The sequence below is a fragment of the Streptomyces sp. NBC_00385 genome (assembly GCF_035917155.1).
In the GTDB taxonomy this organism is placed as follows: Bacteria; Actinomycetota; Actinomycetes; order Streptomycetales; family Streptomycetaceae; genus Streptomyces; species Streptomyces poriferorum.
This window is the reverse complement of record NZ_CP107951.1, coordinates 8,520,288-8,544,381: the sequence shown is the minus strand read 5'-3', so window position 1 is coordinate 8,544,381 and position 24,094 is coordinate 8,520,288. Positions and strand designations below refer to the sequence as shown.

The 24,094-nt window shown below is 70.5% G+C and carries 24 protein-coding genes and 2 pseudogenes; 8 read left to right on the top strand and 18 right to left on the bottom strand.

Annotated elements, in window-relative coordinates; translation table 11 throughout:
• Positions 1–15 precede the first annotated feature (15 nt).
• From OG959_RS37755 to OG959_RS37725, 7 genes are all read right to left on the bottom strand, one after another.
• Positions 16–516: a hypothetical protein gene (locus OG959_RS37755; protein WP_018550733.1), complete on the bottom strand. Its 501-nt coding sequence runs from the start codon at positions 514–516 to the stop codon at positions 16–18.
• Between the two features lie 86 nt (positions 517–602).
• Positions 603–1,010: an ACT domain-containing protein gene (locus tag OG959_RS37750; RefSeq protein WP_326665864.1), complete on the bottom strand. Its 408-nt coding sequence runs from the start codon at positions 1,008–1,010 to the stop codon at positions 603–605.
• A 102-nt stretch (positions 1,011–1,112) separates the two neighbouring features.
• Entirely contained in the window at positions 1,113–1,355 is a 243-nt protein-coding gene (locus OG959_RS37745) for a DUF397 domain-containing protein (protein WP_326665862.1), read from the bottom strand.
• A gap of 113 nt (positions 1,356–1,468) precedes the next feature.
• Positions 1,469–2,635 (bottom strand): thiolase domain-containing protein, encoded by a 1,167-nt coding sequence (locus tag OG959_RS37740; RefSeq protein WP_326665860.1) that lies wholly within the window; start codon positions 2,633–2,635, stop codon positions 1,469–1,471.
• Positions 2,628–3,680, bottom strand: a complete 1,053-nt coding sequence (locus tag OG959_RS37735) for a thiolase domain-containing protein (RefSeq protein ID WP_326665859.1) — start codon at positions 3,678–3,680, stop codon at positions 2,628–2,630. Before OG959_RS37735 ends, OG959_RS37740 begins: the two co-directional genes overlap by 8 nt.
• Positions 3,681–4,622 carry a Zn-ribbon domain-containing OB-fold protein gene (locus tag OG959_RS37730; protein ID WP_326665857.1) on the bottom strand — a complete coding sequence of 314 codons (942 nt, stop codon included), beginning with the start codon at positions 4,620–4,622 and terminating at the stop codon, positions 3,681–3,683.
• 16 nt (positions 4,623–4,638) lie between these two features.
• The gene (locus tag OG959_RS37725; RefSeq protein WP_326665855.1) at positions 4,639–5,439 is read right to left on the bottom strand and encodes a crotonase/enoyl-CoA hydratase family protein; all 801 of its coding nucleotides are present in this window, start codon (positions 5,437–5,439) and stop codon (positions 4,639–4,641) included.
• A 165-nt stretch (positions 5,440–5,604) separates the two neighbouring features.
• Between OG959_RS37725 and OG959_RS37720 the strand changes: the two genes are divergently transcribed.
• The 3 genes from OG959_RS37720 (at position 5,605) to OG959_RS37710 (ending at position 9,544) form a co-directional block, all read left to right on the top strand.
• Positions 5,605–7,233 (top strand): acyl-CoA synthetase, encoded by a 1,629-nt coding sequence (locus OG959_RS37720; RefSeq protein WP_326665854.1) that lies wholly within the window; start codon positions 5,605–5,607, stop codon positions 7,231–7,233.
• 140 nt (positions 7,234–7,373) lie between these two features.
• On the top strand, positions 7,374–8,447 hold the full coding sequence (locus OG959_RS37715) for a right-handed parallel beta-helix repeat-containing protein (protein WP_326665852.1): 1,074 nt from the start codon (positions 7,374–7,376) through the stop codon (positions 8,445–8,447).
• Between the two features lie 35 nt (positions 8,448–8,482).
• Complete coding sequence (locus OG959_RS37710; RefSeq protein WP_326665850.1) at positions 8,483–9,544, top strand: methyltransferase; 1,062 nt, start codon at positions 8,483–8,485, stop codon at positions 9,542–9,544.
• Positions 9,545–9,609: 65 nt separating this feature from the next.
• On the opposite strand, the gene OG959_RS37705 is transcribed toward OG959_RS37710, so the two are convergent.
• From OG959_RS37705 to OG959_RS37675, 7 genes are all read right to left on the bottom strand, one after another.
• Positions 9,610–9,942: a TcmI family type II polyketide cyclase gene (locus OG959_RS37705; RefSeq protein ID WP_148018250.1), complete on the bottom strand. Its 333-nt coding sequence runs from the start codon at positions 9,940–9,942 to the stop codon at positions 9,610–9,612.
• An 80-nt stretch (positions 9,943–10,022) separates the two neighbouring features.
• The gene (locus OG959_RS37700; RefSeq protein ID WP_148018249.1) at positions 10,023–10,502 is read right to left on the bottom strand and encodes an SRPBCC family protein; all 480 of its coding nucleotides are present in this window, start codon (positions 10,500–10,502) and stop codon (positions 10,023–10,025) included.
• Between the two features lies 1 nt (position 10,503).
• Positions 10,504–10,761, bottom strand: a complete 258-nt coding sequence (locus OG959_RS37695) for an acyl carrier protein (RefSeq protein ID WP_326665848.1) — start codon at positions 10,759–10,761, stop codon at positions 10,504–10,506.
• Between the two features lie 38 nt (positions 10,762–10,799).
• On the bottom strand, positions 10,800–12,050 hold the full coding sequence (locus OG959_RS37690; RefSeq protein WP_326665846.1) for a beta-ketoacyl synthase N-terminal-like domain-containing protein: 1,251 nt from the start codon (positions 12,048–12,050) through the stop codon (positions 10,800–10,802).
• Entirely contained in the window at positions 12,047–13,315 is a 1,269-nt protein-coding gene (locus OG959_RS37685; protein ID WP_326665844.1) for a beta-ketoacyl-[acyl-carrier-protein] synthase family protein, read from the bottom strand. The genes OG959_RS37690 and OG959_RS37685 overlap by 4 nt, the downstream gene beginning before the upstream one ends.
• A complete protein-coding gene (locus OG959_RS37680) occupies positions 13,312–13,746 on the bottom strand; it encodes a cupin domain-containing protein (protein WP_148018245.1) in 435 nt (144 codons plus the stop codon). The genes OG959_RS37685 and OG959_RS37680 overlap by 4 nt, the downstream gene beginning before the upstream one ends.
• 76 nt (positions 13,747–13,822) lie before the next feature.
• Positions 13,823–14,944, bottom strand: a complete 1,122-nt coding sequence (locus OG959_RS37675; RefSeq protein WP_326665842.1) for a SchA/CurD-like domain-containing protein — start codon at positions 14,942–14,944, stop codon at positions 13,823–13,825.
• Between the two features lie 264 nt (positions 14,945–15,208).
• On the opposite strand from OG959_RS37675, the gene OG959_RS37670 reads away from it, so the two are divergent.
• The gene (locus tag OG959_RS37670; RefSeq protein ID WP_148018243.1) at positions 15,209–16,843 is read left to right on the top strand and encodes an FAD-dependent oxidoreductase; all 1,635 of its coding nucleotides are present in this window, start codon (positions 15,209–15,211) and stop codon (positions 16,841–16,843) included.
• 24 nt (positions 16,844–16,867) lie between these two features.
• Here the strand turns inward: OG959_RS37670 and OG959_RS37665 are convergent, their stop codons facing one another.
• Positions 16,868–18,391 (bottom strand): alpha/beta fold hydrolase, encoded by a 1,524-nt coding sequence (locus OG959_RS37665; protein ID WP_326665837.1) that lies wholly within the window; start codon positions 18,389–18,391, stop codon positions 16,868–16,870.
• Positions 18,392–18,570: 179 nt separating this feature from the next.
• Between OG959_RS37665 and paaK the strand changes: the two genes are divergently transcribed.
• Positions 18,571–19,866: a phenylacetate--CoA ligase PaaK gene (gene paaK, locus OG959_RS37660; protein ID WP_326666836.1), complete on the top strand. Its 1,296-nt coding sequence runs from the start codon at positions 18,571–18,573 to the stop codon at positions 19,864–19,866.
• A 149-nt stretch (positions 19,867–20,015) separates the two neighbouring features.
• The gene (locus OG959_RS37655; protein WP_326665835.1) at positions 20,016–20,114 is read left to right on the top strand and encodes an SAM-dependent methyltransferase; all 99 of its coding nucleotides are present in this window, start codon (positions 20,016–20,018) and stop codon (positions 20,112–20,114) included.
• A 12-nt stretch (positions 20,115–20,126) separates the two neighbouring features.
• On the opposite strand, the gene OG959_RS37650 is transcribed toward OG959_RS37655, so the two are convergent.
• Both OG959_RS37650 and OG959_RS37645 read right to left on the bottom strand, forming a co-directional pair.
• Positions 20,127–22,331, bottom strand: coding sequence for a tetratricopeptide repeat protein (locus OG959_RS37650; RefSeq protein ID WP_326665833.1), 2,205 nt, complete (start codon positions 22,329–22,331; stop codon positions 20,127–20,129).
• Positions 22,328–22,744 carry a hypothetical protein gene (locus OG959_RS37645; RefSeq protein WP_326665831.1) on the bottom strand — a complete coding sequence of 139 codons (417 nt, stop codon included), beginning with the start codon at positions 22,742–22,744 and terminating at the stop codon, positions 22,328–22,330. The genes OG959_RS37650 and OG959_RS37645 overlap by 4 nt, the downstream gene beginning before the upstream one ends.
• 675 nt (positions 22,745–23,419) lie before the next feature.
• Between OG959_RS37645 and OG959_RS37640 the strand changes: the two are divergent.
• A pseudogene (locus OG959_RS37640) lies at positions 23,420–23,710 on the top strand (DDE-type integrase/transposase/recombinase); the annotation flags it as partial.
• Here OG959_RS37640 and OG959_RS37635 read toward each other — a convergent pair.
• Positions 23,695–23,856 (bottom strand): hypothetical protein, encoded by a 162-nt coding sequence (locus OG959_RS37635; protein WP_326666834.1) that lies wholly within the window; start codon positions 23,854–23,856, stop codon positions 23,695–23,697. The pseudogene OG959_RS37640 and the gene OG959_RS37635 overlap by 16 nt on opposite strands.
• A gap of 79 nt (positions 23,857–23,935) precedes the next feature.
• Here OG959_RS37635 and OG959_RS37630 point away from each other — a divergent pair.
• Positions 23,936–24,091 (top strand): annotated as a pseudogene (locus tag OG959_RS37630) (SAM-dependent methyltransferase); the annotation flags it as partial.
• Between the last annotated feature and the right edge of the window lie 3 nt (positions 24,092–24,094).

Sequence of the window (24,094 nt, the reverse complement as noted above, 5' to 3'; positions counted from 1 at the left end):
GCGGCCGGGGCCGGCTCAGCCCTGCTGGAAGAGCTCGGCGGGCAGCGGCTTCAGGAGGGTGTACAGATCATCGGTGATCGGCCGGTCCCAGCTGGCGATGGTGACGAGGACACCGTCGCTGCGGTCGAACTGCACGCAGGAGATTCGGCTCTCGGAGAGCTTCACCCGGCGGACGATCAGCAGGTTGTCGCCCTGCATCACGGGCATGTCCTCGGTGCCGGTGACCTCGACCGGCTCGTCGTTCTCCAGCGCGAGCAGCAGCTGGGCGACCTCGAAGGGGACCTGGCCCTCCTCCGTCTCCCGGGCGGGCGAGCCCTCCGGGAGGTTGCCGATGATCATCGCGGGGCCGCGGCCGCCGAACAGGTCGTAGCGCAGGAACACACCCTGACAGCTGCCGTCGGGAGCGGGCAGCAGACCGGCGCCGAGGTTGCCGGGCCAGTCGCCCGGGTCCATGGCCAGGACGTCGAAGTCGGGGCCCGCGGGTGTGGCGGCGCTACGGCGGCGGAGGAAGGACATGCAGACATGTTACGTGTCCGGAGCGCCCTCGCCGAGCCGGGCCCGGGCAGGCCCGCACCGCCCCGGCCCCCCGGCAACACCCCCGGTCACCCCGTGCCCGACTCCGAGGCCAGCGCCTCCAGCACGGCGACGGCTTCGGTGGACCGCTCGTACGGGACGAAGAGGTGGTCGTGGTGGAACCCGGCCACCACGTTGCAGCTGATCCCCGCGTCGGTGAGGGCGAGCGAGACGGCGGCCGTCAGCCCGACGGCCTCCAGGGCCGAGTGCACACGGAGAGTGATCCAGCCTGCCACGTAGGAGTACGGCAGCCCCGCCGCCGCGGCCTCGGCTTCGGGGAGTACCAGCGTGAGCCCTTCGGCCTCACCGACCGTGACGACGGGTGCGGCACCGTCGGGCACGCGTCCGTCGGGCGCGGTCGCGTAGACATAGCGCCCCGGGTGCAGCTGCGGACGCAGGCCGCTCAGCAGGACGCGAAGATCACTTTCACCGGTCACACCCACCACGCTACCCAAGGTGGGCGCCCAGCCGCTCGTGAGGGCGTGGTGCCCGGACCCCGTGACCGGTCCGGGCGGCCCGGGTGGCTCCCCGTAGGCCGGTCACCGCGGGTCGAATCGGCCGTGCCGGGCGTTCACGACGAAGGTGCGCCATTGCGCGGGAGTGAAGACCAGCGGCGGGCTGCCGGCGCGCCCGGCGTTGCGCATCGCGATGAATCCCTCGACGAAGGCGATCTGGACGTCTCCGATGCCCTGACTGCCGGAATGCCACCGGGCGTTGCCGAGGTCGGGTTCCGGCTTGCCCCAGCGGGTGGAGTGCTGCTGGGGCGTCGTCCTGGGTGCCACGTCGGCTCCTCCCGCTCGTCCTTGCGGCCGGGACCGAGCCTAGCCATCGCCGGCGTTCCCGAACAGGCCGCGGTGCGCGTCGGGCGCGGGCCTGTCCGGGAGGGGTCCCGGCGTCAGCCCGTGGGCGGCTCGGCGCCGACGAGCCACATGGAGAAGAACTGGGCGCCGCCGCCGTAGGCGTGTCCGAGGGCCCGCCGGGCGCCGTCCACCTGGTGCTCCCCCGCCTGTCCTCGTACCTGGAGTGCGGCCTCGGCGAAGCGGATCATCCCGGAGGCGCCGATGGGATTGGTGGAGAGCACGCCGCCCGAGGGGTTCACGGGCAGGTCGCCGTCGAGCTCGGTGACTCCGGCCTCGGTGAGTTTCCAGCCCTCGCCCTCGTCGGCGAAGCCGAGGTTCTCCAGCCACATCGGTTCGTACCAGGAGAAGGGCACGTACATCTCGACGGTGTCGATCTCCCGGCGCGGGTCGCTGATCCCGGCCTGCCGGTACACATCGGCGGCGCAGTCCTTCCCGGCCTGTGGCGAGACGAAGTCCTTGCCGGCGAAGAGGGTCGGTTCGCTGCGCATCGCACCGCCGTGCACCCAGGCGGGCGCGTGCGGTGAACGGTCGGCGCCCGCACGGTCGGTGAGGATCATCGCGCAGGCCCCGTCGGAGGACGGGCAGGTCTCCGAATAGCGGATGGGGTCCCAGAGCATGGGCGCGGCCTGGACCTTCTCCAGGGTGATGTCCGCGTCGTGGATGTGGGCGTACGGGTTCTTCAGCGCGTTGCGCCGGTCTTTGTACGCGACGAGGGAGCCGACGGTGTCCGGCGCCCCGGTCCGGCGCATGTAGGCCCGCACATGCGGGGCGAAGAAGCCGCCCGCGCCGGCCAGCAGCGGTTGCTGGAACGGGATGGGGAGCGAGAGGCCCCACATGGCGTTGGACTCCGACTGCTTCTCGAAGGCGAGCGTGAGGACGGTCCGGTGCACGCGGGCCGCGACGAGGTTCGCGGCGACGAGGGCGGTCGAGCCGCCGACCGAGCCCGCGGTGTGGACGCGGAGCATGGGCTTGCCGACCGCGCCGAGGGCGTCGGCGAGGTAGAGCTCCGGCATCATCACGCCCTCGAAGAAGTCGGGGGCCTTGCCGATGACGACGGCGTCGATGTCCGCCCAGGTCAGTCCGGCGTCCTGGAGGGCGGCCACGGCGGCTTCGCGTACGAGGCCGGCGAGGGAGACGTCGTGGCGGGCGGCGACGTGCTTGGTCTGGCCGATGCCGACGACGGCCACGGGCTCCTTAGGCATGAGCACTCTCCCCTTCGAGGACGGCGACCAGGTTCTGCTGGAGGCACGGGCCGGACGTGGCGTGGGCGAGGGCCCGGTCGGACTCGCCGCGGTGGATGCGGGCGGCGGCCTCGCCGAGGCGGATCAGCCCGGCGGCCATCACCGGGTTGGCGGCCAGCGCGCCGCCGGACGGGTTGACCCTGACCTCGTCGCCCAGGCCGAGCGCCTTGCGCAGCACCACTTCCTGGGAGCTGAACGGGGCGTGCAACTCGGCCGTGTCGACGGGTCGTTCGAAGACCCCGGCGCGTTCGGCGGCGAGCCGGGTCGACGGCGATTCGGTGAGCTCGCGCACTCCGAGGCCGTGGGCCTCGATGCGGTGGTCGATGCCGCGGATCCAGGCGGGCCTCGCGCACAGGGCCCGCGCGGTGTCCCCTGCGGCCAGGATCACGGCGGCGGCGCCGTCGCCGACGGGCGGGCAGTCACCGGTCCGCAGCGGCTGGACGAGGTAGTCACCGGCCGGGACCGTTCCGCTGAGCTGCGCGTGCGGGTTGTCCGAGGCGTCCGCGCGGCTGCGGGCGGCGACGGCGGCGAGCGCGGTCTCGTCCGTGTCGCCCGCGTCGATCAGCGCCTGGGCCTGGAGCGCCGCGAGTGCGACGGAGTCGGGCCACAGCGGGGCGGTGTAGTACGGGTCGAGCTGCCGGGTGAGGACGTCGCGGACCTGGCCGGGCGAGGACTTCCCGTACGCGTAGACGAGCGCGGTGTCCGCCTCCCCGGTCTGGATCTTCACCCAGGCCTCGTACAGGGCCCAGGCGCCGTCCATCTCGACATGGGACTCGGAGATCGGCGGGTGCGCCCCCACCCCGTCCAGCGCCATGGTGAAGGAGAAGGCGCGGCCGGCGAGGTAGTCGCTGGAGCCGGAGCATGTGAAGCCGATGTCGCTGGTCCTCAGGCCGGTGGCGTCGAGGACCTGGTGCAGGACGGGCATCAGCATCTCGACTTCGGACAGTTCGTCGGTGCGCCGCAGATGGTCGGTCTGCGCGAAGGCGACGATCGCTACGTCTCGCATCTACACCAGCTCCTTGTACGCGTCGTAGTCGGCATCGGGCTCGCCGGTGGGCCGGTAGTGGTCGGGGTGGCGGCTCCCCTCGGACCAGACGGGTTCGACCCGCAGTCCCATCCGCACCTGGTCGTACGGGATGCCGCCGATCCGGGCGTGCAGGGCGAGGTCCGCGCCGTCCAGGGCGATGTGGGCGTAGACGTAGGGCACGTCGATATCGAGGTTCTTCGCCTTGATGTTGACCACGCAGAAGGTGGTGACCGTGCCGCGGGGTCCGACCTCGACCCGTTCGTCGGTGGCGACGCCGCAGGTGGGGCAGGCGCCGCGCGGCGGGACGTACACCTTGAGGCAGGACGGGCAGCGTTCCCCGACGACGCGGCGGCCCGCGAGCGCTTCGAGGTAGGCGCTCTGCGCGCGGCCCGGAGAGTAGGTGTAGTCGAGGCGTGCCGGGGTGACGATGCCGGTGACGGGGTCCGCGAACTCGCCGTCGTGCGGGGCGGATCCACCGGGTTCACCCTCGTACGGTTCGAAGCAGGCGATGTCCGTGATGGCGCCGGTGCGGGCCTCGGCCCAGCGGACGCGGACGCGCATACCGGTATGGACGGCGTCGGGTCCGGGTGCGTCCAGGACGTGCAGGAGCGCGGTGTCGGCGCCGTCGAGGCGGACGAGCACCCAGGCGAAGGGGGTGTCGAGCGGCTGGTCGCGGCGGGGGTGCGGGTTCCAGGCCCAGGTGGTGACCGTTCCGGTGGCCGCGACCTCGACCAGGTCCCGGATCTCCTCGGCGGTGACGGGGTCGTACTCGACGGGCGGGACCAGGATCTTGCCGTCCCCGGTCCGGACGCCGAGCACGGTGCGTTCGCGCAGCCCGGTGAGGAAGGCGCTCTGCACCGGGCCGAGGGAGCGGGTGAAGGGGAATTCGACCACCAGCGGTGCGCTGAGTATGTCGGGCACGGGTTCCTCCTACGGTTCAGTGCCGCCGGTAGACGGGCGGGCGCTTCTCGGCGAAGGCGCGGGCGCCCTCCTTGGCGTCGGCGGTCGCGAAGACGGGCCAGCCGCGCTTGAGTTCGGCGGCGAGGCCGTCGGTCTCGGTCATCTCCGCCGTCTCGTACACCGAGGCCTTGACCTCCTCGACGGCGAGCGGGCCGCAGGCGTTGATCTGCTCGGCGACGGCGAGGGCCGCCTCCAGCGCGGTGCCGTCGGGAACGACCCGGCCGATCAGCCCGATCCGGGCCGCTTCGTCCGCCGAGTAGGGGCGGCCGGTGAGCAGCATCTCGAGCGCGTGGGTGCGAGCGATCTGGCGCGGCAGCCGCACGGTGGAACCGCCGATGGGGAAGAGGCCGCGGCGGACCTCGAAGAGTCCGAACGTGGCGCTCTCGCCGGCGATGCGGATGTCGGTGCCCTGCAGGATCTCGGTGCCGCCGGCCACGCAGTGGCCCTCGACGGCGGCGATGACCGGCTTTCGGGGGCGGTGATGGCGCAGCATGGCCTTCCAGTGCAGATCGGGGTCGGCCGTCATCCGGTCCCGGTACTGCTCGCCCTCCATTCCCTTGCCGGCGAGGGCCTTGAGGTCCATGCCGGCGCAGAAGCAGCCGCCGGCTCCGGTGAGGACGACGGAGCGGACCTCCTCGTCCTCGTCCGCGGCCAGCCAGCCGTCGTACAGGCCGACCAGCATCGGCAGCGAGAGCGCGTTCTTGCTCTCGGGCCGGTTCAGGGTGAGCACCAGTGTGGCGCCTTCGCGCCGCACGGTGAGGTGTTCCGTACCGCCCATGGTCTGTCTCCCGTCTCAAGGCTAGAACAGGTTGCAGTAAGCGGGGAGGCAGTTCAATAGTTTTCTGACAGTCAGTCAGATTTCTTCCCGGGCCCCCTTCCCACTTGTGCCGGTCGGCGCTCTAATGACCGCCGAGCCACTCAGCAACCGGGGTCAGGAGGAACGGTGGAGTACAACCTTGCCGACCTGTTCGAATCGGTCGTCGACGCTGTCCCGGAACGCGAGGCGCTCGTCTACCTCGACCATCCCGGAACGGGTGCCGAACGCAGGCTCACGTACGCGGAGCTCGACACCGCGGCGAACCGCATCGCCCACCACCTCATCGAGGCGGGCATCGGCCCCGGCGAGCATCTCGGGCTGCACCTCTACAACGGCATCGAGTACCTCCAGACCGTGCTGGCCTGCATGAAGGCCCGCGTCGTCCCCGTCAACGTCAACTACCGCTACGTGGAGGAGGAGCTGGTCTACCTCTACCGCGACGCGGATCTGGCGGCGCTCGTCTTCGACGCGGAGTTCGACGAGCGCGTCGCCGCCGCCGCCCCGCAGGCACCGGCGCTCCGCCATCTGGTGCGGGTGGGCTCGTCGGCGGACGGCACGTCCGGGCCCGACGCGGTCGCGTTCGCGGCGGCGGAGGCGGCCGGGGACGCGGGGCGCGGCTTCCCGGCCCGCTCCGCCGACGACCAGTTCATCATCTACACGGGCGGCACCACGGGCATGCCCAAGGGTGTGATGTGGCGCCAGGAGGACCTGTTCTTCTCCGGCCTGGGCGGCGGCGCGCCGACGGGCGACCCGGTGAAGACCCCCGAGGAGCTGGCCGAGCGGGTGGCGGCCGGCGGGGAGGGCATCACCTTCTTCCCCACTCCCCCGCTGATGCACGGCACATCGACGCTCACCGCGTTCATCGGCTTCAACTTCGGACAGCGGGTCGTCGTCCATCGCAAGTACGTGCCGCACGAGGTGCTCCGTACCATCGAGAAGGAGAAGGTCACGAGCGTGTCGCTGGTGGGCGACGCGATGCTGCGGCCGCTGATCGACGCACTGAAGGGGCCGCTGAAGGGCACCGACTGTTCGGCGCTTTTCTCCGTCTCCAGTTCGGGCGCGATCATGTCCGACTCGGTGCGGGCGGAGTTCCAGTCCCTGGTGCCCCATGTGATGCTGCTGAACAACTTCGGCTCCTCCGAGTCCGGCTTCAACGGCACGGCGACCGCGGACTCCGGTCCGGAGAACGGCTTCCGGCTCCGGGTCAACGCCCGCACGGCGGTCGTCGACCCGGCGACGTACGAGCCGGTGGTGCCGGGCGAGCCGGGGCGGATCGCCCAGCGCGGTCACGTGCCGCTCGGCTACTACAACGACCCGGGCAAGACCGCCGAGACGTTCTTCCGCAGGGGTGACGAGCGGTGGGTGCTGCTCGGCGACATGGCGACGGTCGACGCCGAGGGCATCGTGACGGTGCTCGGCCGGGGTTCGCAGTGCATCAACACCGGGGGCGAGAAGGTGTATCCGGAGGAGGTCGAGCAGGCGCTCAAGTCCCATCCGGATGTGTACGACGCGCTGGTCGCGGGCGCTCCCGACGAGCGGTGGGGCAACCGGGTCGCCGCCGTGGTGCAGCTGCGCGAGGGCGCCGAGGCCCCTTCGCTCGACGACGTCCAGGCTCACTGCCGCACCCGGCTGGCCGGTTACAAGATCCCGCGCCACCTGGTCATCGCCCCGCAGATCCAGCGCTCCCCCAGCGGCAAGGCCGACTACCGATGGGCCCGCACGGCCGTCGCCCCCCGACCGGCCACCGACGGGTAGCGGCGAATCACCCGAGTGCCCGGCCCCGCGTCCACGACGGACGCGGGGCCTTCGCCACGGCGTAAGCCATTCGGGCACGGCCCGTGAGCAACCGGGCACCCTGCGTGGCATCGGGGGGTGATCGCCCATAGCTTCGGCTCATGAGGAAACGACACATCACCTGCCTCGTGAGCATCGCCGCCGCCACGGCCGCCGGACTGGGCGTCGTCGCCCCGTCCGGCGCGGCCGCCGCCGCGGGCGGCCACGTGGTGCGTCCGGGCCAGTCCATCCAGGCAGCGGTGGACGCCGCCCAGCCCGGTGACACCATCGTCGTCCGGCCCGGCACCTACCGGGAGAGCGTGCTGATCACCACGCCCGGACTGACCCTGCGCGGTTCCGGGGACCGTACCGTCATCAAGCCCGGCGCGAGCACGGACCGGACCGAGAACGCCTGCGCGAAGGCCGGCAACGGGATCTGCGTCCTGGGCACGGCACAGAACACCGTGGACGACGTGTCCATCAAGTCCCTGACCGTGTCCGGCTTCACCAGGAGCGGCATCTGGGCGTCCTGGACGGACGGGCTGGAGGTCCGCTCGGTGACCGCGGCGTCCAACGGCGTCTGGGGCATCGCGCAGCAGCGGTCCACCCGCTCCGACCTCCGGCACAACACCGCCCGCTCCAACGGGGACGCCGGCATCTTCGTCGCCAACAGCGTCGACGAGGAGGGCGGTGCCACCGACACCGGCGGGACCCGGGTCCGGGGCAACACCCTCACCGACAACCGGATCGGGTTCACCGCCCGGCGCGTACGGAACCTGATGGTGAACCACAACACCTTCACCGCCAACTGCAGCGGCGTGTTCGTCGTGGGCGACGAGGGAACGCCGCAGGCCGGCGCCATGACGATCCGGTCGAACCGGATCACCGGCAACAACAAGTTCTGCGCCGCCACCGACCGGCTGCCCGCGATCCAGGGCTCCGGGATCGTCCTCACCGGCACCGAGTCGACCGAGGTGCGGTCCAACGTGATCCGCGACAACGTGGGTGCCACCCCGCTCTCGGGCGGCGTCGTGCTGTTCAAGAGCTTCGTGGGAGCGAAGAACACCGACAACACCATCAGCGGCAACACCGTCCTGGGCAACCAGCCGGCGGACCTCGCCAACCAGGACACCGGCACGGGCAACCGTTTCACCGGCAATGTCTGCACCACCTCCGCACCGGCCGGGATGTGCTGACCGGTGTCCCCCCGCACGAGGAGAAGCGAGACGGCATGACCACCGTGAGCACCACCCCCACCACCACTCCCGTCCAGCCGGTTTCCACCCCGCAGCCGGCCATGCGGCTGCGCGAGATCGTGTTCGGGGCCGCCCGCTCCGCGGCCGTGCGCGCCGCCGCTCGGCTGCGCGTCGCGGACGCGCTGGGAGACGAGCCGGCCACCGCGGACGAGCTCGCCGCTGTGGTGAAGACCGAAGCGGGGCCGCTGAGGCGGCTGCTGCGTGCCCTGTCCTGCTACGGCATCTTCGCCGAGAACGCCGACGGCACCTTCACGCACACCGACATGTCGCGGCTGCTGCGCGAGGACGACCCGCACAGCCTGCGGGACATCTCGCTGTGGTGCACGGAGCCGTGGACGTGGGAGGTCTGGCCCCGGCTGGACGACGCGGTGCGCTCCGGCGGCAACGTCTTCGAGGACGTGTTCGGCAAGGAGTTCTTCGACTACCTCCACCAGGACGCCCACGAGTCGGCCCAGGTGTTCAACCGGGCCATGACGACGTCCAGCATGCAGTCCGCACTGGACGTCGCCGCTCTGCTCGACCTCACCGGGGTGTCGGTCGTCGCCGACATCGGCGGTGGTCAGGGGCACGTGCTGGCGAGCCTGCTGGAGAAGCACCCGTCGGTCAGCGGCACCCTGATGGACCTGCCGGGTGTGGTGGCACGGGCCGACGAGCGGCTGCGGGACGGCGGCTCGCTCGCGGGCCGGGCGTCCATCGTGGCCGGTGACTGCCGCGAGGGCATTCCGGTGGCGGCCGATCTCTACATCATCAAGAACATCCTGGAGTGGGACGACGACAGCACCCGCCGGGCGCTCGCGTCCGTGTGCGCCGCGGCGCGTCCCGGGGCCCGGGTCGTCGTCATCGAGAACCTCGTCGACGACACCCCGTCGATGCGCTTCACCACCGCCATGGACCTGCTGCTGCTCCTGAACGTCGGCGGTGCCAAGCACACCCGGCAGAGCCTGGTCGACAGGCTGTCCGACGCCGGGCTGGCCATCGGCGAGATCCGGCCGGTCAACCCGTACCTCCACGCGTTCGAGTGCGTGGTCCCCGGCTGACGCATGACGACATGACGTGGCCCCGGGCCCGGCCGCAAGGCCGGACCCGGGGCCACGTCATGTCGTCATGCGGTGGAGTCGCGCTCCCAGCGGTAGAACTCCTGCGCCATCGCGTCCTTCGGTCCCCGCCAGGTCTGCGGGTCGTAGGGGCTGACGAAGGCGGTGAGCCGGTCGCTGATGTCCTTGAACGCCGGATGGCCCGTCACCTTGGCAATCTCCGGACCGGGCGGGCGCTCGGACTCGATCAGGTGCAGATAGACGTCGCCGAACTGGAACAGCTTGCGCCGGGTGACGCCCACCAGGTGCGGCAGCTCACTGCTGTCGGAGGCGGCGAACAGCTCGGCGATGTCCGGCGCCGATTCCGGCGCCATCCGGGCGACGATCAGAGCGTGGTGCATCAGGTGGTGCCTTTCTGGTACCCGGTCCGGGGCCCGGCCGGGAAGGCCGGGCGGGCGGACCGCCGTCGGCGGACGGTGTGTCAGTTGGCCGGGACAGCGGCCGTACGGCGCTCGCGGTCACGCTGCTCGATCTTGTCCCGGATGAGTTCCATCTGGACACGGGAGTTGCGGTTGATGTTGTCGGTCATCCACGCGTCGTCGACCGGGGCGTCGGGGCGCATCGCGAAGTCCTGCGTCCACCGCATCCGCGTGCCGCCGGGAGCCTCGGCGTACTCCCAGTGGATGTCCATGTGCTGGAACGGGCCGGGCTCGACGCGGCGGGCACGGACGGTGCGTCCGACGCGGTCCGTGGTGCGCTCGGAGACCCAGCTCCACACCTTGTCGTTCTCGTCGGGGTGCATGGTCAGACGGAAGGTGGTCCGCTCACCGTCCCGCTCGATGACCTCGACCGAGGCGTACTCGCTGAACAGCCGGGGCCAGTTCTCCAGGTCGTTCGTCATGTCCCAGACGAGGTCCAGGGGGGCGGCGATGATGATCTCGTTCTCGGTGTGTCCGGACACTTCAGGCTCCTGTCATGAGGCTGTTGTTGACGAGGTCGAGGAACTCGCGGGGGGTCTTGCAGCGGTCGGCGTCGGCCGGCAGCGGCTGCCCGTGCCGGTTCTCCAGTACGCCGACGATGCCGAGGAGGCCCAGCGAGTCGAGGCCGAACTCGTCGAAGGCCGCGGCGGACCGGTTCTCCATCTCCCGGGGGTCGACGGTCAGTCCGGCGCCCTTCTTCATCAGGGACGCGAGCTCTGCGTACGTCAGTCGGTCGGTCATGAGGGCTTCTCCTTCTCACGGGGGGGTGTCGGTGGGGTTCACGCGCGGCGCCGGAGCACCATCGCCGCGTTGGAGCCCATGAGGCCGCGGCTGAGCACGAGGGCCGTGCGCAGCTCGGCGGGGCGGGCCCGGCCCATGACGACGTCGAGGTCGTGGCACACCTCGAAGACGTTGGGCGTGGGCGGGATCAGGCCGTTCTCCATGGCGAGGACGGCGGCGGCCGCGTCCAGGACGGGGGCTCCGCAGTAGGCCCGTCCGATACCGGTCTTGGGCGCCGTCACCGGGACGCGGCGGCCGTGCGCGCCGAGCGCGTCGGCCAGCGCCAGCGCCTCGGCCCGGTCGGCCGCCGGGACCCCGAGTGCGTCCGCGAAGACCACGTCGATCTCCTCGGGGGCGCAGCCGGCCTCGCGCAGTGCGCCCTCGATGGCGTGGGCGAGTCCCTCACGGGACTCCTCCCAGCGCATCGCGGTGGTGAACGTGGCCGCGTGACCGGCGACCTCGGCCCGGACCCGGGCGCCGCGCTCCCGGGCCGCCGTCTCCTCCTCGACCACGAACATCGCCCCGCCCTCGGCGGGCACGAATCCGCAGGCGTCCGAGGTGAACGGGCGGTAGGCCCGCGTCGGATCCTCGGCGGCGCTCAGGTCCCGGTAGCCGAGCTGGCAGACGACGGAGTAGGGCGCGAGCGGGGCCTCCGCCGCGCCTACCACCACCGCGTCGGTGCCGCGCCGGACGGACCGGTCCGCATGCGCCAGGGCGTCGAGGCCGCCGGCCTCGTCGCTGGCCACCACCGCGCACGGCCCCTTGAAGCCGCCGCGGATGGAGATCTGGCCGGTGCTGGCCGCGTAGAACCAGGCGATCGACTGGTAGGGGCCGACGTACTTGGATCCCTGGCCCCACAGCCGCTGCAGTTCGCGCTGGCCGAACTCACCGCCGCCCGAACCGGCGGCGGTGACCACGCCCACGCTGTACGGTGCGTCCTCGTAGTCGGCGCGGCCCAGCCTGGCGTCGTCCAGTGCCATGTCGGCCGCGGCCATCGCGAAGTGCGTGAACCGGTCGGTCTGCACGAGGTAGCGCTCCTCGATCAGCGAGACCGGGTCGAAACCCCGGACCTCGCCGGCCACGTGCAGGGGCAGTTCCTCGCACCCTTCACGGGTGACCCGGTCCAGGACGCTCATGCCTTCCTGCGTCCGCTTCCAGAAGGCCTCGGTGGTCGTGCCGTTGGGGGCGACGACTCCGATGCCGGTGACGACGGTCTGCCGGGGCCGCCGGGGCTGCCGGGCCTTGCTCATGGTGTCCTCCCACCGCTTCTGGTCAGGGCCACCGCGGACTGGAATCCGCCGAATCCGCTGCCGACCGACAGGACGCTGCGCAGTTTCAGGGGACGTGCGGTGCGGGGCACGTAGTCGAGGTCGCACTCGGGGTCCGGGGACTCGTAGTTCGCCGTCGGCGGTACGGTCTGGTGGACCAGGGCGAGTACGCAGGCGGCGATCTCTATCGCGCCGATCGCCCCGAGCGAGTGACCCACCATCGACTTGATGGAACTCATCGGTACGTCGTGGGCGTGTGCGCCGAGCGCCCGTTTCACGGCGGCGGTCTCGTGCCGGTCGTTCTGCTTGGTGCCCGAGCCGTGCGCGTTGACGTAGTCGATGTCCGCGGCGGCGATCCCGGCGTGGCCGAGCGCCCGGTTGATGGCCTCGGCCATCTCCAGGCCCTCCGGTGTCAGCCCGGTCATGTGGTAGGCGTTGCCGAAGGTCGCGTAGCCGGCGATCTCGCAGTACACCGTCGCGCCGCGGGCGCGTGCGTGCTCCAGTTCCTCCAGGACGAGCACGGCTCCGCCCTCACCCATCACGAAGCCGTCGCGGCGGGAGTCGAAGGGCCGGGACGCGTGTTCCGGGTCCTCGTTGTTGGCCGAGGTCGCCTTGATCGCGTCGAAGCACGCGACGGTGATCGGGGTGATCGGGGAGTCCGAGGCCCCGGCGATGCACACGTCGACGCGGCCTTCCTCGATGGAGTGGAAGGCGTAGCCGATCGCGTCCAGGCCGGAGGTGCAGCCGGTGGAGACGGTCTGCACCGGTCCGTGCGCGCCGACCTGTTCGGCGACCGCCGCGGCCAGCGAGCTGGGTGAGAAGGCGCGCTCCAGATGGGCGCCGGCCGGACGGTGGTCGACGTCCCAGTGTGCTCCGCCGCCGCTGACGGCGACGTAGTCGTGCTCCAGCCGGGTGGTGCCGCCGACCGCGGTGCCGAGCGAGACGCCCATGCGCCACGGGTCGGTCCGCTCCGGGTCGAGGCCCGCGTCGGCGAGGGCCTCGCGGGCGGCCACCATCGCGAACTGCACGTAGCGGTCCGCGCGGGCGACCTCCTCCTCGTCCAGTCCGTACGCCGCCGGGTCGAAGTCGCACTCGGCGGCGATCCGGGACCGGAAGCCGGCCGGGTCGAAGAGGGTGATGCCCCGGGTCGCGGTGCGGCCGTTGGAGAGGAGGTCCCAGAAGGCCGGGGTGCCGATGCCGCCCGGGGCGACGACGCCGACGCCGGTGACGGCCACACGCCGGGTCATGAGGCGGCCTCGGTTCGTTCTGGCGGCGCGCCCCGGTCGGCCGGCTCGGTGACCTCGGTGTCGACGTGGCCGAGTTCCGGGCGGGGCGCGAGCGGGCCGAGGTGGAAGACCATGCGCGCCTCGACGTCACCGACGTTGCGGAAGCGGTGCCGTACGTTCAGGGGGATCAGCAGCCCCTGGTCCGGTCGCATCGCGTACGGCTCACCGTCCAGGTCCACTTCGAGCAGCCCGTCCACGACGTAGACGAACTCCTCGGAGTACGGGTGGTAGTGCTCCGCGATGCGGTCGCCGGGCTGAATGATGGCCAGTCCCATGAAGCCGCTGGTGGCGCCCACGGCCGTCGGGGTGAGAAGGGCGCGCAGGTCACCCCCGCGCCTGGTGTTGGGCTGGGTCTCACTGAGGTCCACGATGCGTGGCCGGTGCATGGTCATGACTGCTTTCCTCCTGGCGCATGGCGCGTTGTGTCGACGGGTTGAGCGAGAACCCCCCAGAGTGCTGCTGCGCGGCTCAGGACTCCGCGGCCCGCCGGTCGGTGACCAGCGTCATCTCGGACCGGGCCAGGAAGCGTGCGGCGTCCTCGTCGCTCGACGGCACGGCGTTCGCCTCGCCGTCGAGGAGTCGGGCGAGCCGGGCGGCCTTGCCGGGGCCGTGGATACCGAGGGCCTTGGCGGGCTGCGCGTCGAGCGGGCCGCCCACCTCCAGCAGACGGACCACGATGTCGTCGCGCTGGAAGATCGTGCTGCTCTCGATGGGGCTGCCGGTGTTGTCGGCCTCCTCCTCGTCGTGCTCGGCCAGGAGGCGGGCCAGCGCCATTCCGCAGCCCTCCTTGGCCTGGTAGAACAGCGCGTGGCGCTTGCGCTCCCCGGCTGCGTGGCGGCCTGTCGTCACGTGGTGGACGGTGGGCAGGGCCGCCCGGGTGAAGAACATCCTCGCGGAGTCGGGATCGGCCAGATCGCGGTCCTGCTCCAGGTAGGGGTTGATCGCCTCCTCCACGGCCCGGACCTCGGGCTGCCGGGAGACGTGGCGCAGGGCCGCGAGGAGGTCGCCCTCGACCTCGACGGCGCGCACCACCCGGTTGCCGTGCATGAACAGCGAGGTGCGGCGCAGTCGGGTGTGCTCGTCGACCCGGGCCTGCGGGGAGTCGTAGTCGGCGAGGATCTTCGCGACGATCTCCTCGGTGCCCGGCTTGACGGTGAAGGTCAGCGCGTGGCGCACCACCCCGTCCCCGAGGCGGGGCGCGGCCTGCAGACCGCCCTTGACGGGCTCGAAGCTCTCCTCGAAGGCCGCTCCGGTCTCACGCAGGACGCTGAAGCGCAGCGAGCGGGTGTCGCGCACGCAGCTGTGCAGGGGCTGGACCGTGGCGACGTGGTCCTCGCTGTTGACCCAGGCGAGGAAGGGCGGCGCGCTCTCCCACTCGCTGGTGATGAGCCACTGGGACGGGTTCTCGATGGACTGGCACAGCTGGTCACTGATGTGGCCGGGGATCGAGGCGACCTGGTTGCGCATGTGTTCGTACGCCTCCAGGAACTGCTTCTGGGCGCCGTCGTGCAGGTCAAGCAGCAGGATGACCCGCAGCCTTGATCCGTCGAAGGCGGACTGGGAGGTCCGTTCCGAGAGCGTGGTGGTCATCTTGCGAACTCCTTCGAGACGGGGGGAGAACCGGCCGGGCCGGTGGGAACCGTCGAGTGGGGGGGCGGAGCGGGGAATCTCCCGGCGGATGCGCACGGTCCGCCCGGACCGTGGGCGACGTCTCCGTGACCGATCGTGAAACGCTGGTCCGCCTGACGCGAGATTTATGAACCGTTCAGGTGAGCGGGCGTCCGAACCGCTCCGAGAAGGCTCCGACAAGGGCATGGACACTGCATCTGTACGGCGTCCGAGCAGGAGCAACTCATGAACGAGAACGTCGACGTCCAAGTACCGGTCCTCATCGTGGGCGGTTCCCTGGTGGGCCTTTCCGCGTCCCTCTTCCTCGGCCGGCTCGGCGTCGAGCACCTGCTGGTCGAGAAGCACGCCGCCACTTCGACACACCCGCGGGGCCGCGGCAACAACGTCCGCACGATGGAGATCTTCCGCCGGGCTGGGGTGGAGCCGCAGATCCGTGCGGCCGCTTCCGTTCTGGCGGAGAACCACGGCATTCTGCAAGCCGGTTCACTGACCGGCGACGACCAGGAGTGGCTGTTCAAGGAGATCGACCCGGGGGGCGCACTGGCCCGGTTCAGCCCGAGCGGGTGGTGCCTGTGCAGCCAGAACGATCTGGAGCCGGTGCTCCTGGACCGGGCCCGGGAGCAGGGCGGCGATCTGCGGTTCTCCACCGAGCTGCTCTCGTTCGACCCGGACGCGGCGGGGGTCGGGGCGGTCCTGAAGAACCGGGAGACCGGCGAGCACACCACCGTGCGGGCCGACTACCTGATCGCGGCCGACGGCCCGCGCAGCCCGGTCCGCGAGCAGTTGCGCATCGGCCGTTCGGGTGCCGGTGACCTCTTCCACAACGTGAGCATCACCTTCCGGTCCCGGCAGCTCGCGGACGTGCTGGGCGACCGGCGCTTCATCGTGTGCTACCTGACCAATCCGGAGGCCGACGGCGCGCTGCTGCCGGTGGACAACGAGCAGGAGTGGGTGTTCCACGCGCCGTGGCAGCCGGACCGGGGCGAGACGCTGGAGGACTTCACGGACGAGCGGTGCGTGGCACACATCCGCAAGGCGGTCGGGGCGCCGGACATCGACGTCGAGATCACCGGCAAGGCGCCGTGGCACGCGGCGGAGCGGGTGGCCGACCGGTACTCACGGGGCCGCGTCTTCCTGGCCGGCGACTCGGCGCACGAGATGTCGCCCACCGGTGCTTTCGGCTCCAACACGGGCATCCAGGACGCGCACAACCTGGCGTGGAAGCTCGCGGCCGTGCTGCGCGACGAGGCGGGCCCCGGCCTGCTGGACACCTACGAGGCGGAGCGGCGGCCGGTGGCCCGGGCGACGAGCGAGCGGGCCTCGGCACGTTCGGGCGAGCACAGCCACCCGGGGTACGCGGCTCCGCCGACCGTGGGCGGCGGGAAGCGGGGCGGGATGCTGAACGTGGCGCTGGGCTACCGCTATGTGGACGGCGCGGTGCTGGGCATCGGACCGGAGTGGCCCGTCGTGCCCGAGGGCGTGCAGCTGTCGGGTGAACCGGGCAGCAGGGCACCGCACTTGTGGGTCCGCAGGGCCGGTGAGCGGATCTCCACGCTGGATCTGTACGAGCGGTCGTTCGTGCTGCTGACCGACGCCGCGGACGTGGCGTGGCGCCGGGCGGCCGCACGGGTCGGCGAACGGCTGGGGGTGCGGCTCGACGCGTTCGGGATCGGCACGGGGCCGGGCGGGGACCTGGAGCCGGAGGACGGTGCCGACTGGGCCGAGGCGCACGGGACGAGCGCCGAGGGCGCCGTGGTGGTGCGCCCCGACGGGTTCGTCGCCTGGCGTGCGGAGTCGGGCGTCGAGGACGCCGACGCGGCGCTGCACGAGGTCATGGTCGCGCTGCTGCGCCGGGACTGACGCGCGCAGAGCCACGAGAACGCTTCAGCCCACACCGAACGACCGGAGGGCCGCGAGGAACTCCTCCGGTCGTTCGGTGTGCACAAGATGGCCCGCGTCGATGGTGACGTGCTGCGCGCCGGGGATCTGCCGGGCCATCCGGGCGATGGCCTCCTGGTCGATCTGGCTCCTGGGACCGCCGCCGATGACGAGCGTGGGGGTGGTGATCTCCCCGAGGAGTTCACGGCCTGCCGGATCCGGGTCGTTGAGCTGGGCGTCGATGGCGGGCACCAGGGGCCAGTCGAAGTCCAGCTCCTCCTCGGAGCGTTCGACGGTTGCGCGGGGCGGGTCGAGCGGGAAGGGCGGTGGCGCCTCCTCGATGACGAGGCGGCCGATGAGTCCGGGCTGCCGTTCGGCGAGCAGATACGCCGCGGCGCCGCCCATGGAGTGTCCGACGACCGTGGCACCGGCGAGGTTGCGTGCTTCCAGGAAGGCGTGCAGATCGTCGCGGAACAGCTCGTAGGAGTAGCGGCCCGGCCAGTCACTGAGTCCGTGGCCGCGGAAGTCGAAGGCGTACACCCGGTGCCGGCCGGCGAGCCGTTCGGCGACGGTGGTCCAGGTGGTGCTGGAGCCGCACCGCCCGTGGACGAGGACGACGGGCGGTGCGGACGGGTCGCCCCACACGCGGTGGGCGAGCCGGATCCCGCCGGCCTGGACGCTGTGCACGTCCGGGTCCAGGAAGGCGGTGACGGTCCGGACGAAGGCGCCCGGGTCGTCGAGCCAGGGGAAGTGCCCGGCGCCGCGCTGCACGGCGAACTCCGATTCCGGGAAGAGCGCGGCGAGTTCGGCGGCCCGGTCGGGCGTGGTCACGCCGTCGTACTCGCCCGCGAGGACGAGAACGGGGGACGGGAGGGTCCGCAGGGCGGCGACCGTCGCAGCCGGGTCGGCCGCCCCTTCCCCGTAATAGGCCCGTGCTGCTTCGGAGTTGATCTGCTGCGCGGACAGAGCGGCGTGCGACTGTGCGGCGTCGTCCCAGCGCCCGTACAGGAACGGCCTGCCCGCCGCGCGCAGTTCGTCCGTCATGCGTCCTGCCCAGATCTCCTCCAGGGCCGGGAGCGCCTGCGCGTACCAGGGTTCGGTGCTGCGCAGCGCGGCGGCCTCCCGGGCCTCGCGCTCGACGAACGGGAAGCCGACCGCCCGCGTGGTGGGTGCGACGAGGATCAGACTCCGCACGGCCTGCGGGTACCGGGCCGCGTAGAGCGCGGCGAGGTCCCCGGCCGCCGAGTGGGCGAGCAGGTCGGCACGGTCGATCCCCAGGTGCCGTCGCAACGCCTCGACGTCCTCGACGAGCCGGTCGCACCGGTAGGTGGAGATGTCGTCCGGTACGGCGGAGTCCCCCGTACCGCGCAGATCGAGGACGACCAGCTGCCTTACGGCGGAGAGCCCGCCGAGGTCCCCGAGGTAGGCGCCGGCTCTCATCGCACCGCCCGGCAGGCAGATCAGGGGCTCACCGTCCCCCATGACGTGATAGGCGAGCTCGGTCCCGTCGTACGTGCGGAAAGTCGGCATGGACCCATCCAAACAGGGCCGACCGGGTGACGCAGCCGTGTTCGGTACGGGCGTATCCGTGGCACGTGTCGGATACGCCGCACCTCTTGCCACACCGGGGAAGATCCTGAATTACTGCTCCCGGAAGGAACGACCGAATGATCGGTCGTCCGCACGGAGCGCGGAAGAGGGAGATCGGCATGGCGGTGCTGCTGGACGCGGCGGAACGGATGGGCCGCGAGGAGCTGGCGGCACTGCAACTGGAACGGCTGCGGGCCACCCTGCACCACGCGTACGACCGGGTCGGTCACTACCGGCAGGCGTTCGACCGGGCGGGGCTGCATCCGGACGACTGCCGCTCGCTGGCCGATCTGGCCCGGTTCCCGTTCACCACGAAGGCCGATCTGCGCGACAACTACCCGTTCGGGATGTTCGCGGTGCCCGAGGAGCAGGTGCGGCGGATCCATGCCTCCAGTGGGACGACGGGCCGCCCGACGGTCGTCGGCTACACGGAGAAGGACCTGGACACCTGGGCCGACGTAGTGGCCCGCTCGATCCGCGCGGCCGGCGGGCGGCCCGGGCAGAAGGTCCATGTCGCGTACGGCTACGGGCTGTTCACCGGCGGGCTGGGCGCGCACTACGGTGCGGAGCGGCTCGGCTGCACGGTCATTCCCGCCTCGGGCGGCATGACGGCCCGGCAGGTCCAGTTGATCCAGGACTTCCGGCCCGAGATCATCATGGTGACGCCGTCCTACATGCTGACGCTCCTGGACGAGTTCGAGCGGCAGGGCGTCGATCCGCGGACGACGTCGCTGAAGGTGGGGATCTTCGGGGCCGAGCCGTGGACCGAGGAGATGCGCGGTGAGATCGAGGAACGGTTCGCGATCGACGCGGTCGACATCTACGGGCTGTCCGAGGTGATGGGCCCGGGTGTGGCGCAGGAGTGCGTGGAGACGAAGGACGGGCTGCACATCTGGGAGGACCACTTCTATCCCGAGGTGGTCGATCCGTTCACCGGCGAGGTGCTGCCCGAAGGGGCGGAGGGCGAGCTGGTGTTCACCTCGCTCACCAAGGAAGCCATGCCGGTGATCCGCTACCGGACCCGCGACCTCACCCGGCTGCTGCCCGGCACGGCCCGGGTCTTCCGGCGCATGGAGAAGGTCACCGGGCGCAGCGACGATCTGGTGATCCTGCGCGGGGTGAACCTGTTCCCGACACAGATCGAGGAGATCGTGCTCCGTACGCCGGGCGTGTCGCCGCACTTCCAGCTGCGGCTGACCCGCGAGGGGCGGCTGGACGTGCTGACAGTGCGGGCCGAGGCCCGGGCCGGAACGACACCGGAGCAGCGGGAGGCGGCCGCCGCTTCGGTCGCGGCGGCCGTCAAGGACGGTATCGGGGTCTCGGTCGGGGTCGAGATCCTCGATCCGGAGACGCTGGAGAGGTCGGTCGGCAAGTTCAGGAGGATCGTCGACGAGCGGGAGCAGCCGGGCAGTTGACGCCCGGGCCAGGCAGCACACCGCTCAACTACCCACGGTGCGACTGTGGTTGCTGTGGCAGGATGCGTCGGGGGTAGGGCACGCAAGCGTGCTCGGCCTGCGCCGACCGTTCCACCTGTTCTCCCGTACCGAAGAACTTGGAGCTCGCCATGACGGCAGGCCCGGCCAAGGCTCGGATCGACACCGGCAGGCCGCACCCGGCGCGCGTCTACGACTACCTTCTCGGCAGGCACTTCCTCTATGCATAGAGGATTTAGCCATCAAGTAGAGGTGTCACCCGTGGTCGGATCTGAGCGGCGCTCAGACAGCGCTTGGCGTTTGGCTGCACCGCCGAGTGCGTCAGATGAAGCCGCCATCTGCTGTTGCAACGCCATAGCCCCAGCGAGGTTGTTGCGGCTGCTAAGGGTGTCGGGGTGGGTGCCACCCAGGACATCCTCACACTGGGCGAGCGTGACCTCGTAGAGCGGGATCGCCCGCGCCAGATCCCCGGCACGCGCATAGGCGCCGGCGAGGTTGTTACGGCTGCTCAGCGTGTCGGGGTGGGCGCCACCCAGGATACTTCCACGCTGACTGAGCGTGGCCTCGTAGAGCGGGATCGCCCGCGCCAGATCCCCGGCACTCTCGTAGGCATAAGCGAGGTTGTTACGGCTGCTCAGCGTATCGGGATGGGTGCCACCCAGAACAGCCTCACACTGGCCGAGCGTGACCTCGTAGAGCGGGATCGCCCGCGCCAGATCCCCGGCACTCTCGTAGGCATAAGCGAGGTTGTTACGGCTGCTCAGCGTATCGGGATGGGTGCCGCCCAGGACATCCTCACGCTGGGCCAGCGTGAGCTCGTAGAGCGGGATCGCCCGCGCCAGATCCCCGGCACGCGCATAGGCACCGGCGAGGTTGTTACGGCTGCTCAGCGTATCGGGATGGGTGCCACCCAGGACATCCTCACGCTCCGCCAGCGTGGCCTCGCAAAGCGGGATCGCCCGCGCCAGATCCCCGGCAGTCACGTAGGCACCGGCGAGATCATTGCGGCTGCTCAGGGTATCGGGGTGGGTACTGCCCAAGACACTCTCACGCTGCGCGAGAGCGGCCTCGCAGAGCGGGATCGCCCGCGCTGTCTGCTCGGCGTGTCGGGCGTTCACGGTAGCCCAGTCGAAGATCTCGAAGGTGGCTTTAGTGGCGCTGGCTGGTGGGAGGTTGATGGCAAAAGCGGTGATGTGGGGCGCCAGTGCCTCCCATTGACCTGCGGTAGCCCGCAAGGCGTCGTCTCCACTCAAAACGGCCACGTGAAGAGCTAGTTCGGCAGCGACTCTCCCCGCTGAGGGATGGCTGGCGTCTGCTGCGGGAGGTGTGCGCAATACGGCTTGCAGGAGACGGTGCACGCTGAAAGTCGGGCCCGAGAGCGTGATCAAATTGTAGGCACGCAGGACGCCGAGGGCGTCGTCAATCTCGTCGTCAGCTTCATCCACGGTGGGCGCGAGGGGGGTCAGGAGAGCGCGGGGGATATTGTCCGGGGCGAGCCAGGATGCAGCGTTGAGGAGTGTCACGGCCAGGGGACCACGCTCTTGGACGGCCTGAATGGACTGATTCCAGACGCGAGCCACCGTGCGTTCGGGGTCGATGCCCTCAGAGTACTTAGGCAGCATCCGTGGCAGCGCTCGCCGGTAGGCGCCGATTTCCTTTCCGGTTTGGTGAAGGTAGGCGCCGGCTTGTTCCAAGGCCAGTGGTAGGTATCCGAGTTCCGCAGCAAGTAGTTCGGCTTCCTTGCGCTGCTCCGAGGTGGGCGTCTGGCGATCGTAGGCAAGCGAGCACACAAGATCAGTAGAAGCCTCGGCTTCGAGGAGATCCAGAGGCAGCGTATGGCGGATCGCGTGCCAGCCAGTGGCCTTGCGGCTGGTCACCAGATGATGCCCGTCAGGCAGGGAACCGAGGTAGGGGCGCAGTTGGTCAGGGTGTTCGACGTTGTCGAAGATCAGGAGCCAGCCCGGATGGCACTGCAGCCAGGCCACCGCCCACGCTGTACATTCCTCAGCTGTGGCACTGCGAGGCCAGTTCGGACACAATCGGACGGTCAGCGCAGCAAGGCCCGCCTCGATCGATTCCGGAGATTCGGCGTTGATCCACCACGTCAGGCTGTAGACGTTCCGGTATCGGATCGCGTAGTGCAAGGCCAAGGCGCTCTTGCCGATCCCTCCCAGGCCGTGAACCGCGCCTGCCTGCGTCACCGCCGCGTCACCCTCGCTGGTCAGCATGCCGCGCAATTGATCCAACGCTTCATCGCGGCCGACGAACACTTTGGAAGCCAAGCCAGGCAGATTAGCCGTACCAGGCGCCGCCTCCACCTCCTTTACCCGCGGGACCGCTTCAGGTGGAAGGACGACGACGCGAGCGTGGTCACCCGTCACCGCGACCCCGATCGACTCCGCAGCCACCGCCCGATCACCTGACGCCTCGAAACCGGGTACGGTCACGGCCTCAAGGTGGCGTTGTCGCCGGAAATCGCGGTGGTGATGTGCTGTGCCGCGATGGCCCTCTCACCTGATGCCGTCGCCGAAACTGTCGAGCGAGCGGGCAACAGAACCAACAACTCCGCCAGGAGTTGCCTGTCTTCGCGCAACGCACGCTTGATCTGCTGGCGCAAGGCCGCCGCAGCATCCGCATCGTCCGGCGCTTCCGCCGCGTCGCCTACGGCCGCCTCCAATTCTGTGCGCCCCTGGCCGCCCCTCCGGCGCCAGACCGAATCTAGAATCCTTCGGCCCACGTCCGCCGTAGCATCAACGGCGGCATCCTCTGCTCGTCCCAACACGCCGACACCATAGGCAGTCAGAGCCGCCGTCAGATACGGCCCCGCCGCGTCCACCAAGGTAACAATTTCAGCATCCACGCCCGCATCCCCGTTCTCCCTCTGGCCTTGCACGAACCCAGTGTGAACCACTGCCCTGCCGCCCGACCATGGAATGAGGGACAGCAGCCAGGTTGCTCTACCGAAGACCGCCGAATCCAGCCAACAGGCTCCGGCGCGTCACGAAGCGATCGACTCGGGGGGCCATGCCGGGCTCGTTCAGCAGGAAGAGCTACCGGAGGGGTCTGATGCACGATCGGGTGACATCTGAACTGGCTTGCCCTGCAGGGCAAGCGGGAAGGATGTCATTTGTGCCCAAGCCCTCTCCGGAAGAGTTCCGCGAGAATGTCGTGCGGGTCGCGAGGAACCGCGGCCCGGGCGTGACTGTCGATCAGGTGGCTGCCGACTGCGGAGTCCACGCGATGACGCTGTGGAAGTGGATGCGCAGGGCGGACATCGACGCCGGGGTAAAGCCCGGTACGACCGGCCAGGAGAGCGCCGGAACTACGGGAAGCGCGCCGGCGGATCAAGCTGCTGGCTCGACAAGCCGGTGACCGACGCTGCGGTCGAGGAGGCGTATCGCGCAACGCGTTGTTCGACGCCCAGCGCGAGGACCCGGAATTCGGTTACGGCTTCCTGGCCGACGAAACACGAGTCACGGGAGCTGGCATGGCGGATAGGACCGCGCGGCGGATCTGCCGGGAAAACCGCTGGTGAAGCGTGTTCGGCAAAGAGCGCGGCAGGGTCGGGAAGGCGGGACCGCCGGTGCACAACGACCTCGTCCGCCGCGACTTCACCGCAGATGGCGCGAACAGGCTCTGGCTCGCCGACATCACCGAACATCCCACAGCGGAAGGGAAAGTTGTATCTCTGCGCGATCAAGGACGTCTTCAGCAAATGGATCGGGTGGGCTACTCGATTGACGAGCGGTTGGAGTCCCGCCTGGCCGTCGCCGCCCTGGACAACGCTGTTGCCCGTCGAATTCGAAACCGTCATGACCACACCGACCCTCCAGGCCGCGTGACTGAACTTGTCACCCAACCCTGCATCAGACCCTCGCGCAGCCCATTCCGGTCCATGAGCGTCCGGACCTCCAGCGCCGAGGCCGACACCGCCCCGCCTTCAAGGCGACTCACCTTGCTGACCGACTTCATGATCGCTTCAGCAGCGGCAGCTTGGTCCAAGCCTGCCGCCTCGCGGTATGTACCGGTCGAGCGGCATCGCCCTGCGCCCCGGACCGGGCCGGAGGTCGCACGGTTCTTCGACGGGCTCGACCTGGTCGATCCGGGCCTGGTCACGGCGCCTCGGTGGAACCCGGGCGCGGCTGTCCCGGAGAGCAGGGACGCCACCGACAGCTTCCATGCCGGGGGCGCCCTCGTCCGTCGGTAGGCG

Bases quoted from the DNA above. Each gene is read 5' to 3' on its own strand.
- OG959_RS37670 (WP_148018243.1), top strand. From the start codon at position 15,209: ATGAACGAGAACGTCGACGTCCAAGTACCGGTCCTCATCGTGGGCGGT.
- OG959_RS37685 (WP_326665844.1), bottom strand. From the start codon at position 13,315: ATGACCCGGCGTGTGGCCGTCACCGGCGTCGGCGTCGTCGCCCCGGGC.
- OG959_RS37680 (WP_148018245.1), bottom strand. From the start codon at position 13,746: ATGACCATGCACCGGCCACGCATCGTGGACCTCAGTGAGACCCAGCCC.
- OG959_RS37740 (WP_326665860.1), bottom strand. From the start codon at position 2,635: ATGCCTAAGGAGCCCGTGGCCGTCGTCGGCATCGGCCAGACCAAGCAC.
- OG959_RS37735 (WP_326665859.1), bottom strand. From the start codon at position 3,680: ATGCGAGACGTAGCGATCGTCGCCTTCGCGCAGACCGACCATCTGCGG.
- OG959_RS37655 (WP_326665835.1), top strand. From the start codon at position 20,016: ATGACGGCAGGCCCGGCCAAGGCTCGGATCGACACCGGCAGGCCGCAC.
- paaK (WP_326666836.1), top strand. From the start codon at position 18,571: ATGGCGGTGCTGCTGGACGCGGCGGAACGGATGGGCCGCGAGGAGCTG.
- OG959_RS37705 (WP_148018250.1), bottom strand. From the start codon at position 9,942: ATGCACCACGCTCTGATCGTCGCCCGGATGGCGCCGGAATCGGCGCCG.
- OG959_RS37755 (WP_018550733.1), bottom strand. From the start codon at position 516: ATGTCCTTCCTCCGCCGCCGTAGCGCCGCCACACCCGCGGGCCCCGAC.
- OG959_RS37725 (WP_326665855.1), bottom strand. From the start codon at position 5,439: ATGGGCGGTACGGAACACCTCACCGTGCGGCGCGAAGGCGCCACACTG.
- OG959_RS37715 (WP_326665852.1), top strand. From the start codon at position 7,374: ATGAGGAAACGACACATCACCTGCCTCGTGAGCATCGCCGCCGCCACG.
- OG959_RS37675 (WP_326665842.1), bottom strand. From the start codon at position 14,944: ATGACCACCACGCTCTCGGAACGGACCTCCCAGTCCGCCTTCGACGGA.
- OG959_RS37635 (WP_326666834.1), bottom strand. From the start codon at position 23,856: ATGAAGTCGGTCAGCAAGGTGAGTCGCCTTGAAGGCGGGGCGGTGTCG.
- OG959_RS37665 (WP_326665837.1), bottom strand. From the start codon at position 18,391: ATGCCGACTTTCCGCACGTACGACGGGACCGAGCTCGCCTATCACGTC.
- OG959_RS37695 (WP_326665848.1), bottom strand. From the start codon at position 10,761: ATGACCGACCGACTGACGTACGCAGAGCTCGCGTCCCTGATGAAGAAG.
- OG959_RS37710 (WP_326665850.1), top strand. From the start codon at position 8,483: ATGACCACCGTGAGCACCACCCCCACCACCACTCCCGTCCAGCCGGTT.
- OG959_RS37690 (WP_326665846.1), bottom strand. From the start codon at position 12,050: ATGAGCAAGGCCCGGCAGCCCCGGCGGCCCCGGCAGACCGTCGTCACC.